8 protein-coding genes are annotated in these 20833 nt (G+C 34.1%); 7 read left to right on the top strand and 1 reads right to left on the bottom strand.

Annotated features, from left to right (window positions below; translation table 11 throughout):
• Positions 1-34 precede the first annotated feature (34 nt).
• The 3 genes from PK35_RS02880 (at position 35) to PK35_RS02870 (ending at position 5041) form a co-directional block, all read left to right on the top strand.
• Complete coding sequence (locus tag PK35_RS02880; RefSeq protein WP_044625106.1) at positions 35-853, top strand: SDR family oxidoreductase; 819 nt, start codon at positions 35-37, stop codon at positions 851-853.
• An 11-nt stretch (positions 854-864) separates the two neighbouring features.
• Entirely contained in the window at positions 865-2076 is a 1212-nt protein-coding gene (gene uxuA / locus PK35_RS02875; RefSeq protein WP_044625105.1) for a mannonate dehydratase, read from the top strand.
• 70 nt (positions 2077-2146) lie between these two features.
• Positions 2147-5041, top strand: coding sequence for a glycosyl hydrolase 115 family protein (locus PK35_RS02870; protein ID WP_131474390.1), 2895 nt, complete (start codon positions 2147-2149; stop codon positions 5039-5041).
• Positions 5042-5347: 306 nt separating this feature from the next.
• On the opposite strand, the gene PK35_RS02865 is transcribed toward PK35_RS02870, so the two are convergent.
• Entirely contained in the window at positions 5348-9457 is a 4110-nt protein-coding gene (locus tag PK35_RS02865; RefSeq protein ID WP_044625104.1) for a two-component regulator propeller domain-containing protein, read from the bottom strand.
• A 338-nt stretch (positions 9458-9795) separates the two neighbouring features.
• On the opposite strand from PK35_RS02865, the gene PK35_RS02860 reads away from it, so the two are divergent.
• From PK35_RS02860 to lacZ, 4 genes are all read left to right on the top strand, one after another.
• Positions 9796-12834: a SusC/RagA family TonB-linked outer membrane protein gene (locus PK35_RS02860; RefSeq protein WP_044625103.1), complete on the top strand. Its 3039-nt coding sequence runs from the start codon at positions 9796-9798 to the stop codon at positions 12832-12834.
• A 6-nt stretch (positions 12835-12840) separates the two neighbouring features.
• Positions 12841-14496 (top strand): RagB/SusD family nutrient uptake outer membrane protein, encoded by a 1656-nt coding sequence (locus tag PK35_RS02855; protein ID WP_044625102.1) that lies wholly within the window; start codon positions 12841-12843, stop codon positions 14494-14496.
• A gap of 84 nt (positions 14497-14580) precedes the next feature.
• The gene (locus PK35_RS02850) at positions 14581-17469 is read left to right on the top strand and encodes a glycosyl hydrolase 115 family protein (protein ID WP_044625101.1); all 2889 of its coding nucleotides are present in this window, start codon (positions 14581-14583) and stop codon (positions 17467-17469) included.
• 149 nt (positions 17470-17618) lie between these two features.
• Positions 17619-20780: a beta-galactosidase, LacZ type gene (gene lacZ / locus PK35_RS02845; RefSeq protein ID WP_044625100.1), complete on the top strand. Its 3162-nt coding sequence runs from the start codon at positions 17619-17621 to the stop codon at positions 20778-20780.
• Positions 20781-20833: the final 53 nt, after the last annotated feature.

The following is a 20833-nucleotide window of genomic DNA, read 5'->3' as shown; positions in this document are numbered from 1 at the left end:
CAATTCACTAAAAAAACATAAATTATATAAAAAGATGAACGAAATTTTTTTTAACATAGCAGGAAAAGTAGCTATTGTAACAGGTGGCGGCGGTGTTTTAGGTGGTAGTATTTCAAAACACTTAATAAAAGCAGGTTGTAAGGTAGTTGTTTTAGATATTCGAGAAGAAAATGTAAATAATAGGGTTAAAGAATTAGAAGAAATTGGAGGAAAAGCCATAGGTTTTGTTTCTAATGTTTTAGATGTAGAAGAAATGAAACTTACAAGAGATAAAATTCTTAACACTTGGGGTAGTATAGATGTTTTAATTAATGCTGCTGGCGGTAATTTACCTGGAGCCACTTTAACCGAAGAACAAACAGTTTTTGATATGAAAATTGAAGACTTCGAAAAAGTAACTAATCTTAACTTAAACGGTACTGTTTACCCATGTTTAGTGTTTGGTGAAGCCATGGCTAACAAAGGAAGCGGAAGCATCATCAATGTGTCTTCAATGGCTACATTATCTGCAATAACAAGAGTTCCTGGGTATTCTGTCGCAAAAAGTGGTATTGATATATTTACAAAATGGTTAGCTATGGAAATGGGTATAAAATTTGGAGAAAAGGTACGGGTTAATGCCATTTCACCAGGGTTTTTTATAGGCGACCAAAACAGAAAAGTATTAATAAATGATGATGGTTCGTACACCGAAAGAAGTAAAAAAGTATTGGCTAGAACACCTATGAAACGTTTTGGAGATATTAACGAGTTAAATGGTATGGTACATTTTTTATGTTCTGATGCGGCAAGTTTTATTACAGGAACAATCATTCCTATTGATGGCGGTTTTAGTTCTTTTAGTGGCGTTTAAATAATATAAGTATGGAATTAAAAAAAACATTACGTTGGTTTGGTGAAAAAGACCCAATAAGTTTAGCGCAAATTGCACAAACAGGAGCTAAAGGTATTGTTACTGCATTACACCATATACCAAACGGAGAAGTATGGTCAGTTGAAGAAATTTTAAAAACCAAAAACAATATCGAATCTCATGGCCTTACTTGGGATGTTGTAGAGAGTTTGCCATTGCACGAAGACATTAAAAAAGGAAAACCAAGCCGCGATAAAATTATTTCAAATTATAAAGAGAGTGTTAAGAATTTAGGCAAATGTGGCATAAAAACCATATGCTACAATTTTATGCCCGTATTAGATTGGGCGAGAACAAGCTTAAATTATACGCTTGAAAACGGTACAGAAGCCATGTATTTCGAGGCCGATTTATTTGCCGCATTCGATATCTATATACTTGAAAGACCAAATGCTCTAAAAGATTATACACCAAACCAAATAGCTGCAGCTAAAGCTATATTTGAGGCATTAACCAAAGAAGACATAAAAGCCATTGCTTACAATATTATTGTGGTTACACAATCTTTTATTGATGGCGCAGTAGGAGAAGATGAAAAAGAGCCAATTAAGATTTTTCTAAAATTATTGGCGGAATATGATGGTATAGATAAGAATAAACTTCGCGAAAATTTTGCTTATTTCTTAAATGAAGTTGTGCCTACAGCTGAAGCATATGGCGTTAATTTGGCAGTTCATCCAGACGATCCGCCGTATCCATTATTAGGATTACCCCGTATTGTTAGTACTGCAGATGATTTTGAGTGGCTATCAAAAGTTTGTCCTTCTTTAAATAATGGTATTACCTTTTGTACCGGTTCGTTAGGTGCTCGAAAAGACAATAAGCTTCCTGAAATATTTGAAAAATATGCAGATAGGGTTCATTTTCTTCATTTAAGAAGTACAAAAATATTAGACAATGGCGACTTTTTTGAAGCAGATCATTTAGATGAAAGTGTAAACTTAGCATCTGTAATGAAAGTTATAATAGCAGAACAAATAAGAAGAAAAAATACGGGTAGAGAAGATTACAACATACCTATTAGGCCAGATCATGGGCATAAAATGCTTGATGATTTTAATAGGAAATCAAACCCAGGATATCCATTAATTGGCAGACTTAAAGGTCTTGCAGAACTTTCTGGTTTAGAATCAGGAATGAGATACTTAATGGTAAGTAAATAATATTTATATTAAATTTCATTGAAATTAGGGCTTAGTTTTTTGGGCTTAACAATTTAAAAACTAAAAATAAGTGAAAAGAAAATACCCGATTATTAACTTAAAGGCACTAGCTGTATTCTTGCTATTTCAGTCCTGTGCTAAAGTGTTAACGGAAAACAATTTTGAGATTATTACCCCAGAGCACCAAGCCACCATATTATATGATGAAAAAGGCAGTGATTTAGATTCTATTGCCGCAAATCTGCTCGCCAAGGATATTTTTATGGTCACTAACTATAGGCCTAAAGTAGTTAACAGTATCGATGAAGTTAACGGCAACGTTATTGTTATTGGTGAAATCCAATCCAAGCTTGTCAATACATTTTTAAAGAATAGCCAAATTTCCGAAGATTTTAAAAACCAATGGGAAAGCTATACTTACCAAACCGTAGCAAATCCCAATGGAAAAATTGAAAAAGCCTTCATTATTGCCGGAACCAATCCCAGAGGTACAGCTTACGGGGTGTTCAACATTTCAAAAAAAATGGGTGTAAATCCTTGGTACTGGTGGGCTGATGTTCCCGTTAAAAAAAGTGAGGAGCTGGTTTTGAATCAACCCGATGTTTTCAGTAAATCGCCATCGGTAAAATACCGGGGCATCTTTTTAAACGATGAAGATTGGGGACTGCAACCATGGGCCGCCAAAACATTCGAACCAGAAACCAATGACATTGGTCCAAAAACCTATTCAAAAATATTCGAATTGTTGTTGCGCCTTAACGCCAATACCATTTGGCCAGCCATGCACCCCAGTACCAAAGCTTTTTTCCATTATCCCGGAAATGCCCAAGCAGCAAAACGTTATGACATTATAGTAGGCACATCACATGCCGAGCCTATGTTGCGAAACAATGTTGACGAATGGAGCAAGACCGAACACGGAGCGTTCAACTATAAAACAAACCAAGCTACCGTTTTAAATTATTGGGAAGAGCGCGTAAAAGAAGCCAAAGATATTGATGCGATTTATACTGTGGGTATGCGCGGTGTTCACGATAGCGGAATGGAGGGCATAAATAGTAAAGATGAAGCAGTTGATTTGCTCGAAGGTATTTTGAGCGCCCAAAGAAACTTGATAAAAACCCATGTTAACACTAAGGTAGAAGAGGTGCCCCAAGCCTTTACCGTTTATAAGGAAGTGCTCTACTTTTATAAAAACGGACTGGAAGTGCCCGAGGATATCACTCTGGTTTGGACCGACGATAATTACGGTTACATCAGAGCGTTAAATAACACCGAAGAACAGAAACGCCCAGGCGGAGGTGGCGTTTATTATCACGCTTCTTATTGGGGCAGGCCGCACGATTATCTGTGGTTAAGCACTACAAGTCCGTATTTGATTTGGGAAGAAATGATTAAAGCGTACCAACTGAACAACAAAACCATTTGGATATTGAATGTGGGGGACATAAAACCCGCCGAATTTAACACCCAATTATTTTTGGATATGGCCTATGATGCCTCAAAATTTGAAAATTCGGAATATATAAAAACGCATCAAGAAGAGTTTTTTAAGAATATTTTTGGTGAAGACCATGGCAAATCCATTGCACAAATTAAGGAAGATTATTATCAACTGGCATTCGGACGCAAGCCCGAGTTTATGGGCTGGAGTCAAACCGAACCCACAACACTTATTTACAATACAGACTATAGTCCATTTTCGAACGGTGATGAAATCGAGCAACGCGTTGCGGATTATAATAACTTAGAAAAGGCGGTTAAAGATATAGAGGCACAATTGCCTGAAAACCTAAAAAGTCCTTTTGTGCAATTGGTAAGTTACCCTGTTGAAGCGGCCTCGAATATGAACAAAAAGTTTTTGTATAGAGATAAGGCCATGGCATACGCAGAACAGGGTAGAAAAAGTGCATTGCAATATAAAATGCTATCACACCAAGCCTACGAAAATATCGTGTCGTTAACGGAAAAGTACAACAGTCTATCCAACGGAAAGTGGAAAGGTATGATGGATATGAAACCCCGAAATCTGCCGGTTTACGATATTCCGGAAATCAATATTTCGGTTGCAAATTCAGAAGAACCCATAGGCATCACTGTGGAAGATACTTTAAAGCTCGATAACGGCCAGCTTCGTTTGCCTACGTTTTATGCAAACGATTCGGCTTCATATTTTGTAGATGTTTATTTAAAATCAGCAGAAAAAGCCTCATGGCAATTTAGTAAGCTTCCAAAATGGATAAACGTAGAAAACGCTTCAGGTAAATTGGATGATGAAAATTTAGAAGAGCGCATCTCGTTTTCAGTGAATTGGGATGCTTGGCAAGAGGCAGGAAAACCACATTCTGAAACGATATCCGTGGAATCTAATGTTTTTAAAAGAGACATTCAAATCAATATCTCCACTGCCTTTGAAAACACTTCTGAAAATAGTTTGGTGGAGAAACACGGACGAATTATTGGCTATGCCAATGGTTTTACAAAAAACATTTCAAAAGAAAATTCCAATTGGCAACCCATAAAAGGTCTTGGGCATACCCAATCGGTAATGCAGGCCGCTCCGTTCCAAAGCGGTTCCATTTCAAATTTTGATGATGCAGCCGTTTTAGAGTACGAGCTATTTGCTGAAACGATTACCGACGTTGCTTGGTTGACTTTAGTGGCCATTCCTACGCACCCTTTAACAACTAGCGGACAGGTTAGAGTTGGGGTTCAGTGGAATGACAACCCTATTGAAATTATCGATTTTAAAACCGAAGGACGAAGTAGCACTTGGAAACAAAACGTGCTCAGCAATACAGCAAAAAAACAGTTAAAGGTTTCCGTAGATTCAAAAGGTAAGCAAACCTTGAAAATTTATATGCTGGATGCCGGGTTTTTATTGGATTATTTTGTTTTGGACACTATGGGTGAAGAAAAAACACCCTATAGAATTCCTGCCGAGACTAAAGTTGCTGCTAAATAACTGAAGGTACAAACTGCAAATATTTTAAGTTCTTACGACCGTTATAGTATTTGTTTAAAAGATGTAGCAAGGAAAATGTTGAATAATCACATGTTGATCTAGTTGAAAGATATTTTGGATAGTTAACATGCAGTAGCCAACTAATTTTTTGCTACTAAAATTTTACGCTCTCTCAACCAACCATGCGAAACGCGATTTGAAATGTAGCATAACAATTAGCTAATTGAAGGCAAATTTTAAATTTGTAAGCATAAAAAGGAACTTACGTCGTATCCATTTTATTTATGTGCCAAATGGTTTTACATATTATTGTTTGTACTCTGATGGTAAAACTCCAAATTGTTTCTTAAATAATTTTCTAAAATAGGTAGGGCTTTTGTAGCCTACCTCAAAAGCAGCTTGGGAAATTGAGTATCCTTCGTTTTTAATCAATGATGCCGCTTTTTTAAGCTTTACCATGGTAATGTATTCATTTATGTTTTTTCCTGTGATTGCTTTTATTTTTCTAAATAAAGGAGTTCTGCTCATACCCATTGCTTTTGTTATTTCATTAACATTAGCACCCCCTTTTTTTAAGTGATTTAAAATGGCGAGTTCGAGCTCTCTTAGGAAGTCCTTTTCTTTCTCAAATAACTTTGATTGTTCTAATGATAGGTCGCTAGGTTGTTTGTCTTGTCCTAAAAAATATTTTCTTAATAAATTTCTTCCTTCAATTAAGTTTTTAATCCTTACAAAAAGTATGTCGCTATTAAAGGGTTTGATTATATAATCATCAGCTCCAGTTTCATAGCCTTCTTTAATGCTTTCTGCGTTTGTTTTTGCAGTTAATAGGATTATTGGTATGTGCGTTGTAGTAGTTTCTTTTTTTAATACTCCACATAAATCAATGCCACTTTTTTGGGGCATCATAACGTCAGAAATTATCAAATCTGGCACATACTTTATGGCTTTATCTATTCCTTCTTGCCCATTTTCTGCAAAAATAAGGTCATAATTGTTTTTTAATACCCCTTCTAAATAATCGAGAACGTCAGGGTTGTCATCAATTAATAATAAAAATAGCCTGTCTTCTTTGTTTAGATTTATATTCCTATTCTTTAATTCATTTGCTTTGGTCAAAGTTTCGTCCCATACGTTTAACTCGTTCAAAGCGTTATCGTTTTCAATTATCGAATCTTGATCGTTGATAATTTCTTTAGAATAGGAAGATTTGTTGTACGGTATGGCTAAAGTGAAGGTTGTGCCTTGGTTGAGTTTACTGTTTAGGGTTATTTTGCCTTCGTGTAATTCGGCGAAATTTTTTGATAATGCAAGCCCTATACCTGTTCCTTTTTTTCTATGTTGAGACTTGGTTTGGTAATACCAGTCAAAAATGTAGTCAATATCATTTTGGTGAATTCCCATTCCTGTATCTTCAACTACAACGTTAAAATATTTTTGGTCATTCCTGAGATATACGTTGATTATTGAGCCTTTATCACAATATTTGATGGCATTTGAAAGTAAATTACTTATAATAATTTGAACTTTTTCTAAATCAAACCATGCTTCTAAACTTTTGGTTTCTAAGTTTAGATTTAAAGTTATTCCTTTCTTTTTGGCTAAGGAACGATAATTGTTTACTAATTGTTTTAAAACATTAGCTATATCGTTTTTGCTTATCATTAAATCGCTTAAACCTACTTGAGATTTTCTAAACTCTAACAATTTATTGATAGTGCTATATAAAGTAGAGGCATTCTTTTTAATCAAACTTAATGTTTTGGTATGTTCAGGGCTAGAAATTTTTGTTAACATGTCGTTTACAGGACCAAGAATTAATGTAAGAGGTGTTCTTAGTTCGTGTGAAAAACTTGTAAAAAAACGTATTCTTTCTTCGTTTAGGTCTTGCTCTAATTGTCTTTGTTTTTTTTCAAATAAAAGAGAGTTCTTTAATTTTAAATGCTCCGAATAATATTTAAGCCCTATATATAATAATGCTAAAATTAAAAGTGTATAAAGTGTGTAGGCAGTTGAAGTTCTCCAAAAAGGAGGGGGTATGTTTATACCTATTTGATTAATGATTTCTTTTCCTGAACCTAATACGGCTTTTACTTTAAGGTTGTAGTTGCCCGGAGGGATATTACTTAAGTTAGCTACACTGGCTCCTTTGGTGCTTATCCAGTTTTTGTGATAATTTTCAAGGATATATGAATAATTGATGTTTTTAGCAAACGGATAATTAAGTACAGCAAAATCTATAGAGAACGAATTTTGATCATGTTTTAATGAAAGGTGGTCTTGATAAGTTATGGCATTCTTTAAAATAGCTTTATCTGTTTCTGGTTTTACTGTGACTTTTTTGTTGGAAATATAGAGATTTTGAAAAAGGATTGACTCAGTACTTTCATTTTTGTTGAAAATGTCTTTTGGGTTAAACACATTAAATCCACTATTGCCTCCAAAATACATAAGACCCTCTTTGCTTTTTAAAGCAGCTCCAATGTTAAAATCACTTTTTTGTATATTATTTAAAGGGTTTAGATTAATAATATTATTGGTTTCGGTATTGTAATAGCTAATGCCTTTGGCCGTAGATAACCAGGCTTCAGTATCGGTACCCATAACAATACTCATTATCGTATTATTGCTTAATCCATCATTTTCAGTAAAATTTTGAATTTTGTTCGTGCTTGGGTTTAGTCTTATTAAACCTCCATAACGTGGGCCTGCGAGTATGTCTCCATTTTTTAAAGGCTGAATGCTAAAAATAATGTCTGTAATTACTCCTTTGGTATTGTTAGAGGTATAGTACTTTGCAATATTTTTTTTGTAGTTGTATTTAATGATACCATCACCATATGAGGCTAGCCATAAATTGCCAAGAGAATCGTTTTTTATGTCTCTTATATCAATTTTTCCGAGAGTTTCAATATATTCAAAGTTATTATTAATTGGATTATATTTATAAAGGCCTCCTCGGTTGGTTCCAACCCAAATATGACCTTGATTGTCTTCAAATATTTTCCTCACATCTGAACCATCCCTTGATGAACCTTGTAGGTAATGTTCAAAATAACCCGTTTTAGTATTAAATTTGTTTAGGCCGCCTTTATAGGTTCCAATCCATAAATTTTCTTTTTGGTCATCATATAATGAGATGATATAATTGTTGCTCAATTCACTTTTATCACTATTGGCTACGTGCTTAAATTTGCCAGTTTTTGGGTTAAATACACTTAATCCTTTTCCATCGGTTCCTACCCAAATTTTACCATCTTTACTTTCTGATAAGGCTCCAATTCTATTATGGTTTAAACCATCTTCGATTTTAGAGTTTTCAACAAATAGTTTTATTGGTTCGCCATCTGGATTCACAAAATTTAAACCTGTGCTTGTGCCTAACCACATGTTGCCATTATTGTCTTTTTTTATTGCAGAAATAGTCCTGTTGTAAACACTAGATCCGTCATTTTTTGGTAAGAACCATTCTATTTCCAAAGATTGTTTTGAAAGGAATGAAGGGGTTTTAAGGATATTTAACCCTCCGTTTCTAGTTCCAATCCACATGCGTTTTTCATTATCTTCTTCAAAAGACAAAATTTCGTTATCACTAAGACCTTTTTTTGGAATTATTGATTTTTTTAAACTTAGCGTATCAGCATTTTTAGTAATAACAAATAGCCCTTTTGATGTGCCAAACCATAAATTGTTTTCTGAATCGGAATATATGGTTTCAATGGTAAACGTATTGTCGGGATTATTGTGTAGGGCAACTTTTTTTACGTTGTTGGTTTTATAATTATATTTATGTAATCCGTGATAATTTGTGCCTATCCAGAGAATAGAATCGCCTTGCGTAAAGAGGTTGGAGATGTAATTAGTAGAGAGAGATGAATGATTTTTGTTTTGAGTACTTATATATTTAACCTTGTTGTTTTCATCAATAAAGGTTAACCCCCATTTTATTCGTGCAGAACCTACTATAATTTCTTTTCTTGGGCCAATGGCCATACAGCTAACATGAGTTTTTAAAGTTACCCCATTCTGTTTATATGTTCTAAACGATTCTTTTTTAGGATTAAATATATTAATTCCATCGTCGGTAGCTATTAGTAAGTTGCCTTCATTATCGATTTTTAGTGATGACACATTGTTGTTTAAAAGGATTGAGTCATTGCTTTGAAAATCTTGTTTGAACTGCACAAAGTTTGTTCCATCAAACCGATTCAGGCCTTCAGTGGTAGCTACCCATATATAGCCAATAGAATCTTGTTCAATATCATTTACAAAGTTATTGGACAATCCATTATTAACATCTAAAAGATGGAAATTGAGAATGTCTTGAATGGGTTTAATAGAGGAAGTTTGGCCGTGTATTGCCAAGACATAAAAAAAAACTAAAATTAATGAAGAATATGCTTTTTTAAAGGACATATAGCTAATGTTTAAATTTTAACAAAAAAGTAGTTTGAGTGCAATAATACTATTTTTACGGATTAATTGGATTATTGGTTTTTAAAATTGTATAAAATTAATATTTCAAATTAAATGTTCTTGGAAGAATAATGAGAATGCATGATTAAGTCATTTTGTTACTTGTTTTTGGCTGATTTTTGCTGCATGATAAGATATTGAATATTTAATTTAGCCTCTTCAATTAACGTGTCTATCGTTGTTCTTGTTATTTGATTTTTGCACCACTCAAATAGTTAGTAAGAAAAAACGATTAGACGAAATTGTAAATTATTAACTAATCTAAATTAAATTAACTCATGAAAAAAACTACCAAAAGTTTTTCAAGGTTAAAAAGGGACAAATTTGTTTTTGTTATTCTTTTTGGCCTAAGTGTCTTCTCGTTATTTGCACAAAAGACTACAATTACGGGAAAAATTACAGATGAAGCAGGTATTCCAATTCCAGGAGCCAACATTGTTTTAAAAGGAACCAAAACAGGAGCAGTGACAGATTTTGATGGTTTGTATTCTATCAATGCTTCACCTGCTGATGTTTTAGTTGTGACTTACATTGGTTATCTTAAAAAAGAAATTACTGTAGGGAGCCAAAAAAACATTAACATCCAACTTCAAAATGATATATCAAAATTAGATGAAGTCGTAGTGGTTGGTTATGGTACACAAAAAAGAACCGATGTAACAGGGGCTGTTGCAAGGGCCAATATTGAAGCCTTTAAAGAAGCTCCCAATGCAAATGTTGTTCAGAGTTTACAGGGTGCAGTACCGGGTTTAAATATTGGACAGGTAACTAGTGCCGGCTCAACACCATCAATTAGTATTAGAGGGCAAGTATCTCTAAATGGTAATCAAGATGTACTTATAGTTCTAGACGGGATTCAATACAACGGTTCTTTGTCTTCTATTAATCCAAACGATATCGAGTCGATAGATGTGCTAAAAGACGTAAGTTCTACAGCTGTTTATGGAGCTCAAGCGGCTAATGGTGTAATTTTGATTACTACTAAAGGGGGGAAAAGAAACCAAAAAGCAAAAATTACTGTAAGTTCATCTTACACAACGCTACAGCCAACGGTCGATTTAAGACCAATGAAAAGAGATGAATATATTGACTACTTAAATATGCAGTTATATGATTTTGAATTTTTAGCGCCCGATTATACTACACCTAATCCAGATTACGAAGGGTATTTTGGTAATAATTCAGGTGTAAATTACAATCCAAATTTAGCTTCACCAGACGACCCTCTTAGCTTTAATGATAATGATTATGATTGGTGGGAAGAAGGCACGCAAAACAGTTTTATTAGAGAGAACTTAATTAGTGCTGCTGGCTCTTCAGAAAAAATAAGTTATCTTATTTCATTAGGGCTTACGGAACAGGAAGGTATTATTAAAAATGATAATTTTTCTCGTAAAAGTATTCGTGTAAACCTTGATGCAGATGCCACAGATTGGTGGAAAATTGGTATTCAAACATTTGGTTCTTTTACAAAACAAGATGGGGATGAACCAAGTTTAAACCGACTAGGTATTTCTTCGCCATTGTTAGTGCCGTATGACGAAAATGGAGATTTAATCCCAACGCCTTCTGGAACCGTAGAGCTAAATCCGTTTTTAGGTTCTAATACGCAGGATTATGAAAGACATGATTACTTTTTTGCAAATTTATATTCTGAAATACAGTTGCCAATTAAAGGCTTGTCTTACCGTTTAAACTTCGGTAATAACTATAGGATAGATAAAACTTATGGTTCTAGTATATATGGTGCTGGTGAAACGGGAGATGCTGGTAAAAATGTTAGTTTCTATAAAGACTATACTATTGACAACATATTAAAATACGCCAGGGTATTTGGCAAGCACGATATTAGTGCTACTTTATTGTATGGTGCTATAGAGCGTAAAGGAGAGAGTACAAATGCTTACGCTAGTGGTTTTGATAGATTATCATTAGGTTATAATGATTTATCTTTAGGAACCATTCAAGAGGTAGGATCTTCTGCATTTACAGAAACTTTAAACTACCAAATGGCAAGAGCTAACTACAAGTTTGATAATCGTTATATCTTAACCGGTACAATAAGAAGGGATGGGTTTTCTGGATTTGCAGCAAATCAAAAAACGGCCTATTTCCCTTCAGGAGCATTGGGGTGGATTGTTTCAAATGAATCCTTTATGGAAAATGCCGATTGGTTAAATAATTTTAAACTAAGAGCATCTTATGGTACAAGTGGTAACCAAACTAGTAGATATTCTTCGCTTGCGAGAGTAGGAACAAGAGCCGCATATGTGTTTGGAGATGGTGGTACTACAGCATTTGGACAAGAATTAAATTCGTTAGAAAACTCAGACTTACGCTGGGAAATAACTACAGGTTTAAACGTGGGTGCAGATTTCTCATTGTTTACAAGTAGACTGAGAGGCTCTGTTGATGTTTACAGAAATATTACTGACGATTTATTATTTTCAGTAAGAATTCCTTATCTAACAGGATTTAGTAACATTCAAACAAACGTTGGTAAAATTAAAAACTCTGGTGTTGAAGTTTCATTAACAGGAGATATTGTTCGTTCAGATAATTTTACTTGGACAGCAACCGCAAACTTCTCAACAAATAAAAACGAAATACTTGAGCTTACAGGTGTTGATGAAGATGGAGATGGTGTAGAAGATGATTTAATTCAAAGTGGATTGTTCATCGGAAAATCAATTAATGCCATTTATGGTTATGAAAACGATGGTATTATGCAAATTGGCGAAGAAAATGTAGTTGGTGGTATAAGACCTGGAGAATACAAAATTGTTGACCAAAATGGAGATGGAGAAATAACTCAAGCAGACGACCGTACCTTTTTAGGGAAAGGCGACCCTGATTTTAGAGCCTCTTTGTTAAACACTTTTAAGTACAAGAATTTTTCACTTAGCTTATTCTTCAATGCCATACAGGGTGGAAGTGATAGTTATATTGCTAGAAATGATAATGCCTTGTTTAGGAATGCAAATACATTATATCAAAATAAAATTAGCGGAACAGATTGGTGGTCTCCACAAAACCCTGATGGTTTAAACGCTCTTTACTTAGGTGGAGGCCTTAACCCAGGAAGATATGAAAATAGAAGCTTTGTGCGTTTACAAGACGTAAACTTGCGATATAGTTTCGATAAATCTTTGCTTGAAAGTTTATCAATTGATGAGTTAAGTGTTTTTGTAAGTGGAAAAAACCTTGCTACTTGGACAGATTGGAGAGGATGGGATCCAGAAACAGGATCAGGCATGTCTACTGGTGGAAGACCAGTATTACAAGCGCTTTCATTGGGTATTAACTTAACCTTTTAAAAAATCATGAAAAAAACATTTATATTTTTAGCAATAGTCTCATTATTCTATTCTTGTAATGATGACTTTTTAGACGAAAAGCCTGAAGACTTTTTAAGTTCAGCAAATGCATATACAACGTATGCCGACTTTACTGCATCTGTAAATAATTTATATTTTTTATTTAGAAGACAGTATTTCAGTAGAGACGAGAACCGTCCATTTGATTTTATCTATGGTACAGACCTCGTTTACGATGGAGAACCACATACCAACCGCCACAGTAGAATGGATTTGGCCTACAGGCCTTCTGGAGATATAGCAACAGTACATTGGAATCTATTATATAAAACAATATCTGAAGCTAACGCTATTATAGACCGTTCTGCCAATTCTGAAATGACTGAAACTGAGTTAAATGATATTTTGTCTCAAGCTCGATTTTTTAGAGGAATTAGTTATAAAAATTTGGCTACCCTTTATGGAGGAGTGCCGCTAGTTTTAAATGAAGTTACAGCACCTAAAGTAGATTTTAAACGTAATACCAAAGAAGAAGTACTTAATCAAGTAGTAGATGACTTATTGTTTGCTTCAGAAAATTTACCTTCTATTAATGAGGCTGTAGATGGACGTATTAATAACCTTGTTGCTAATCACTATTTAGCAGAAGCGTATCTAGCTTTAGGTAGAAATACAGATGCAATAGCTGCAACAACTAAAGTAATAGATAACCCGAACACAGCCTTAATGACATCACGTTTTGGAACCCGACGTACGGAAACTCCAGGGGATGTTTTTTGGGATTTATTTAGAAAAAACAACCAAAATTCAGACGACAATACAGAAGCTTTATGGGTTATACAGTTCGAAATTGATGTGCAAGGTGGTGGTTTAGAAACAGGTAGAAGAGCGGGAGGTTATCCTGCGGAAAGGCATTTTGCACCACTTTTAAGATTTAGCCCATTTAACTCTTGGCCAGTAGGAGATTATACAGGAGGAAGAGGAATTGGTTGGGGTATTTCAACAACCTATTATTCTAACACTATTTGGGGAGATGATTCGAGTAATCCAGACTGGAATAACGACATAAGAAACGCTAATCATAATTTTGTTAGAGTTTTTGATCAATCTAATTCTGAAGCCTTGAAAGTACAAAATATTACTCAGGAATATTCTACAGAAGTATTGCCAAGACGAAGAGAATTTTATGCATTTCCATCAAAAATCACCACACCATATAACCATCCAGAAGGAAATTACAGAACAAGCAGTACGCCTTTTGCATTAACATCTAATGCAGGAATGACTTATACAGATCAATATATGTTAAGGTTAGCAGAAACCTATTTGTTAAGAGCAGAAGCTTATTTAGCCGATAACAAACCAGGCTTAGCTGCAGATGATGTAAATGTTGTAAGAACTAGATCAAATGCTTCTTTAGCTACAAGTGCAGAAATGAACATTGATTATATTTTAGATGAACGCGCTAGAGAGTTAGGTCTTGAGGAAAAACGCAGATTAACTTTAATGCGTTTAGGAGTACTTTATGATAGAGTGAACCGTTTTAATCCATACTATATGGATGAGGGTATGCAACCTCATTTTAATTTGTGGCCTATTCCAGCTGATGAAATAGAGGGTAACCGTGGTGCTGTTTTAGAGCAAAACCCAGGATATAATTAATAATTAATTTAAAACCCGTTATAAAAACTATAACGGGTTTTAACTCCTATATTATTTACCAATTAAACTAATAACCAAACATTAATGAAAAAGAACAACCTCACGTTTTTAGCTTTTTTAGTTTACAGCATAAGCATTACATTTCTTAATGCCCAAATTAAATTAGTTAAAACTTCAGAAACGGGATTTACTATCGTTAACAACAACATTGTAGCGAAAATATATTATGATGATAATGATTTTGAGGTTGTAAAAGTTGCCGCAAATTTACTTTCAAAAGACATTCACAACGTTACAGGTAAAACACCTAGGGTTTCCTCAAAAAAACCTAAAGCATCACATGCTATTATTATAGGTTCTTTACAAAGTGAATTAGTTAAAAAATTAATAGAATCAAATAAAATTAATACCAAACCTTTAGAAAACAAATGGGAACAATATAGTTATATAACTGTAAAAAAACCTTTGCCAAACGTAGACGAGGCCTTAGTAATTGTAGGTAGCGATCGTCGTGGAACTGCGTATGGTGTATTCGAACTTTCTAAACAAATAGGTGTGTCCCCATGGTACTGGTGGGCAGATGTTCCAGTTATAAAAAGAAAAACATTACGCATTGCGGATGTAGATTTTATTTCTAAAGAGCCTTCAGTTAAATATAGGGGGGTGTTTTTAAATGACGAAGATTGGGGGTTAAAACCTTGGGCTTCAAAATTGATGGATCCTCAGATAAATGATATTGGCCCAAATACTTACGAAAAAGTTTGCGAATTACTTCTTCGCTTAAAAGCAAACATGCTGGCGCCTGCTATGCACGAGGTTACTGGTGCCTTTTTTAAATATCCAGAAAATAAAGTAGTTGCAGATAAATTTGCAATTATGATGACGAGTAGTCATGCAGAACCACTCTTGTACAATAATACTACAGAATGGGATAAAAAAATTAACGGTGAATGGGATTACGTAACCAATAAAGACGGTGTTTTAAATGTTTTAGATAAACGCGTAAAAGAAGCTGCTCCATACGAAAATATATATACCGTAGGTATGCGGGGTATACACGATACAGGTATGAAAGATGTGCCAGAAGGCTATACAAAAGCCAATGTTTTAGAACAAGTTATAGATGCAGAAAGAGATATACTTGCCAAGTATATTGAAAAACCAAAAGATGAAATTCCACAAATATTTGTGCCATACAAGGAGGTTTTAAATATCTATAATAGTGGTATGGAATTACCAGAAGATATAACCATAGTTTGGCCAGACGATAATTTTGGGTACATAAAAAAATTAAGTGATAAAGAAGAGGTTAAGCGTAAAGGTGGCGCAGGTGTATATTATCACATATCCTACTTAGGAGAGCCTAACGATTACCTTTGGTTAAATACAACGCCACCAGCTTTAATATATGAAGAAATGTATAAAGCATACCAAAATGGCGCAGACCGTTATTGGTTACTTAATGTTGGCGATATAAAACCAGGTGAATTAGGTATGCAGTTCTTTTTAGACTTAGCTTGGAATATTGATATGGTTACTTATAATACCATTCCTGATTATAACAGTTCGTTGTTGGCTTCCATTTTTGGCAATCAGTACAAAAATGATTTAAAAGATATTTATAATAGTTACTTCCATCTAGGTTTCGAGCGTAAACCAGAATATATGGGTTGGGATTGGCGTTGGAACAGTTTATTTGCTAAAGAAAGAATTTCAGATACCGAGTTTTCATTCTCAAATTATAATGAAGCCCAAAATCGAATCAACGAATATGATAGAATAGCTAATAAGGCAGAAACGCTTCTTAAAGAGTTGCCAGAACAATATAAATCTAGTTTTTATCATCTTGTTTATTACCCAATAGTTGGTTCATCATTAGTAAATAAAAAAATGCTAGTGGCTCAAAAAAACCGTTGGTATGCGCAACAAGGTAGAGCTGCTACAAATGGTTTAATTGATGAAGTTAATAACATAGATGCTCGTTTAACAGAAATTACAGCAAATTATAATGGCTTAGAAAATGGAAAATGGACTGGTATCATGACGGCACCCGAAAGACTTCCTGAAATTCAATTACCTCCAACAGAGAAAATAGATGTACCCGAGAATGCAGAAATGGGAATATTCATACCCAGTGCGTCTTCCATAAATGGCGTAAATGTTTTACCCAGATTCAACAAGTTCACAAAACAAACATATACTATAGAAGTATTCAATAAAGGGGTAAACGCTTTAAAATGGGAAGCTAAAACTAATGAGAGTTGGATTCTACTTAGTAAAGTCAAAGGAAAAACCAATACTCAAGAAACAATACAAGTTAGTATAGATTTTAATAAAGCGCCAATTGGCACCAACATTACAGGGGAAATTCAAATTACTTCGGGAGAACATACAGAGAAAATACACTTGTCTTTATACAATCCAGAAACAAATGCAGAAGATTTGAATGTTCTCTATGTTGAAGATAACGGTGTAGTTTCAATTTTGCCTTCAGAGTTTTCAAGAAAAAACGAAAAAAATGAAATGAAAGTTAAAATTATAGAAGAGCTGGGTTATGAAGGTAAAAGTGTTCAGTTGGGAACTATTGTAGATAAGGGTCGGAGAAATGCTAGTGTAGAATACGATTTTTATTCAGAAAGTGCAGGTTACGTAACCGTTTACACTTATGCATTACCTGTTTTTGGTAAAGACGAAAAAAACGGCACAACTTATGGAGTTCAAATAGATGGTAGTATGGTAAGTTGGGAAACAACAGCTTCCGATGAATATTCATTTAATTGGAAGAAAAATGTCATTAGAAATTGTACAATAAATACTAGTGAAATTTTAATTTCCAAACCTGGAAAACATACATTAAAATTAATCTCTGGAAATCCAGGAATGGTCATACAAAAAGTAGTCATTGATTTCGGAGGAATGAAAAGATCTTACTTGGGCCCCCCTCCAACAATGCTCAATATTGATGACAAATAGTTTAAACTACAATAAGTATTGAATTAGTTTAGTTTAGTTTTTGTGTAAGCAGAGAAGTTGATTTGTCTTCTTCTTTGCTTACTTGTTTTAGATTTTATTAAAACATACACAGATGGCAATAGAAAACATAACCAATTAAATAAATTTTAATGAAATTAAAGTTTCTTATCTTGACTGTCTTATTTGTATTTGCTTGCTCAAGTAAACATAAATACGAAGGTGTTGCATTTGAAGAAAAAACACCGCACGATTGGGAAAACCCAGAAGTTTTTAGGGTTAATAAAGAAGCGCCGAGAGCTTCATTTATACCATACGAAACCGTCGAACAGGTAAAAGAAGATAATGAGTCAAACTCATCATTCTACACTTCTTTAAACGGTTTTTGGAAATTTAATCTATCCAATACACCTTCAGAGAGACCCTTTTATTTCTTTAAAACAGATTATGATATTTCAGATTGGGAAGACATAGCCGTTCCTGGTAACTGGGAAACACAAGGTTTCGATATTCCTATATATACTAATGTAAAATATCCACACGAGAAAACACCGCCTACAATTCAGTCATATTACAATCCTGTAGGCTCTTATCGTACAACCTTCAATATTTCAAAAAGCGCTTTAAATAAAGATATAATTTTACACTTTGGTGCCGTGAGTTCCGCCATGTACGTATGGGTTAATGGTGAGAAAGTGGGTTATAGTGAAGATAGTAAGACACCTGCGGAATTTAATATTTCAAAATATATTATTGAAGGTGAAAATCAGTTAGCTGTTGAGGTTTACCGTTGGTCCGATGCTAGTTATATAGAAGATCAAGATTTTTGGAGATTAAGTGGTATTACCAGAGATGTTTACGTTTTAAGCAGAGAAAAAGCACATGTTAAAGATTTTTGGTCTAAAGCAGATTTAAAAAACGATTATAAAGATGGTTTGTATTCATTAGACATAAAATTATCAAAAGATGCTCAAAATAATGGATATGTACAATATCAACTATTTGATGCTAGTGGAAAGGAAGTTTTAAACGAGCAAAAATCAATTGAAAATGAAACGATTCATTTTGAAAAATCCATTGAAAATGTAAAGCCGTGGAATGCTGAAAACCCGTATTTATACCAATTAGTTATTACACTTAAAGACGCTAAAGAAAATACTATTGAGCGTGTAGGAACGCAAGTTGGTTTTAGAAAAATAGAGCAGAAAAACGGACAACTATTAGTGAACGGAAAGGCTATTTTGGTAAAAGGCGTTAATCTGCATGAGCATCACGACAGAACAGGGCATTATGTAGATAAGGAAACTATGTTGAATGACATTAAAACTATGAAACGTTTTAATATCAATGCTGTAAGAACATCGCATTACCCACAGCCAGAAGCATTTTATAAACTTTGTAATGAATATGGCTTATATGTTGTAGATGAAGCTAACATAGAATCGCACGGCATGGGCGCAACAAATCAAGGTTCTTTTGATGAGACCAAACACGTTGCTTATTTACCAGAATGGGAAGCGGCTCATATGGATAGAATAAAAAATATGGTGGAGCGCGATAAGAACATTCCTTCCATTATTACCTGGTCGTTAGGTAATGAATGTGGTAATGGAAAAGTATTTTATGACGGTTACTATTGGATAAAGCAAAGAGATACCACAAGGTTGGTACAGTTTGAACAAGCGGGTACGAATAGGAATACCGATATTGTTTGCCCAATGTATCCACGTATAAAAAGTTTAATAAATTATGCCGAAAACAATAATGACAGACCATACATTATGTGTGAGTACGCACATGCTATGGGGAATAGCGTTGGTAACTTACAAGACTATTGGGATGTTATTGAGAAATATCCTGTATTACAAGGTGGTTTTATATGGGATTGGGTCGATCAAGGCCTAATTAAAACAACTGATGATGGCACAGAATATTGGGCTTATGGTGGCGATTTTGGACCTAAAGATGTGCCTTCCGATGGTAATTTTTGTTTAAACGGATTGGTTAATCCAGACCGTGCACCTAAACCTCATTTATGGGAGGTTAAGAAAGTGTACCAAAACATTAAGTTAAAAAAACACGCAAATGGTTATGAAATTGAAAATAACTTCGATTTCACCAATTTATCTGAGTTTATATTCACTTATAAATTTGAGTTAGATGGCGAAGTTGTTCTTGAGAATATAATAGATTCTGTTGATGTTAAACCTTCGCAAAAAACAATTTTAAAAATTGAAAAGCCAGGTAATTTTGATAACAGCAAAGAATTGATTTTAACTATTTCTGCTTTAGCAAAAGAGGCAAAAGGTGTTATTGAAAAAGGGCATGAAGTAGCTTGGGAACAATTTATACTAAATAAACCAGCGCCTGTGGCTATTTCAAAATCTAATTCCAATATTTCAATTGAAAATACCGAAGCTGCAATAAAAGTTAGTAACGAAAATATCAAAGCTACTTTTAATAAAACCACGGGTGTTTTGGTTGATTTAAGTTTTAAAAATGGTGAGAACATTATTAAAAACCAACAAGGTTTTACTCCAAACTTTTGGAGAGCACCTATTGATAATGATTTTGGAAACGATTTACACAAAAGAAGTCGTGTTTGGCGACATGTAAGTAAAAACAGAACGGTAGAAAGTATAAAAGCCACTATGCAAAATGGTGATGCATTGGTGGTTGTGAAATATAATTTATTAAACGAAGAAAATCTTAAAATAGCAGAATTTCAGATGGACTATACCATAAACAGTGATGGTGCTATTTTAATAAAAAACACATTTCAAAAGAAGCAAGATAATTTGCCAGATTTACCAAGAGTAGGTTTGAATATTCAGTTATTAAACGAATTTGAAAACGTAACCTGGTACGGAAAAGGACCTTACGAAAGTTATTTCGATAGAAAAACTGGGGCAAAAATTGGCACGTATTCTGGCCAGATAGAAGATTTTAATTGGGCATACATTCGTCCGCAAGAAAACGGTAATAAGAGTGATGTGAGATGGATGAGTCTAAAAAATAAAACTGGTAAAGGAATCAAAATTTATGGGTTTCCAACTATAGATTTTAGTGCACATCATTCCATTATGGAAGATTTTGAATCTCTAGAACGTACCGACGGCAGACAAAGTGAAGGGGACCTGGTAACCAATAGGCATACCATAGATGTAAAAACCAGAGATTTAACGTCCTTAAATATCGATTATAAACAAATGGGTGTAGGTGGCGATACTAGTTGGGGTGCACACACACATGATGAATATAAATTGTTAGATAAAAAATATGAATTCACGTTTTATATAGTTCCAAATTTTTAGACAATCGACGGGCTTATAACATTGTTTAAATAAAAAAAGTAATTCAATTCTTT

It is taken from the genome of Neotamlana nanhaiensis (assembly GCF_000943555.1).
GTDB lineage: Bacteria > Bacteroidota > Bacteroidia > Flavobacteriales > Flavobacteriaceae > Neotamlana > Neotamlana nanhaiensis.
The sequence above is the reverse complement of the archived record's forward strand: the minus strand, read 5'-3'. Positions and strand labels throughout refer to the sequence as shown.

What these genes read in the sequence shown, in the direction of transcription:
- PK35_RS02880 (WP_044625106.1), top strand. Translation starts at nt 35, where the DNA reads ATGAACGAAATTTTTTTTAACATAGCAGGAAAAGTAGCTATTGTAACA.
- uxuA (WP_044625105.1), top strand. Translation starts at nt 865, where the DNA reads ATGGAATTAAAAAAAACATTACGTTGGTTTGGTGAAAAAGACCCAATA.
- PK35_RS02865 (WP_044625104.1), bottom strand. Translation starts at nt 9,457, where the DNA reads ATGTCCTTTAAAAAAGCATATTCTTCATTAATTTTAGTTTTTTTTTAT.
- PK35_RS02860 (WP_044625103.1), top strand. Translation starts at nt 9,796, where the DNA reads ATGAAAAAAACTACCAAAAGTTTTTCAAGGTTAAAAAGGGACAAATTT.
- PK35_RS02855 (WP_044625102.1), top strand. Translation starts at nt 12,841, where the DNA reads ATGAAAAAAACATTTATATTTTTAGCAATAGTCTCATTATTCTATTCT.
- PK35_RS02850 (WP_044625101.1), top strand. Translation starts at nt 14,581, where the DNA reads ATGAAAAAGAACAACCTCACGTTTTTAGCTTTTTTAGTTTACAGCATA.
- lacZ (WP_044625100.1), top strand. Translation starts at nt 17,619, where the DNA reads ATGAAATTAAAGTTTCTTATCTTGACTGTCTTATTTGTATTTGCTTGC.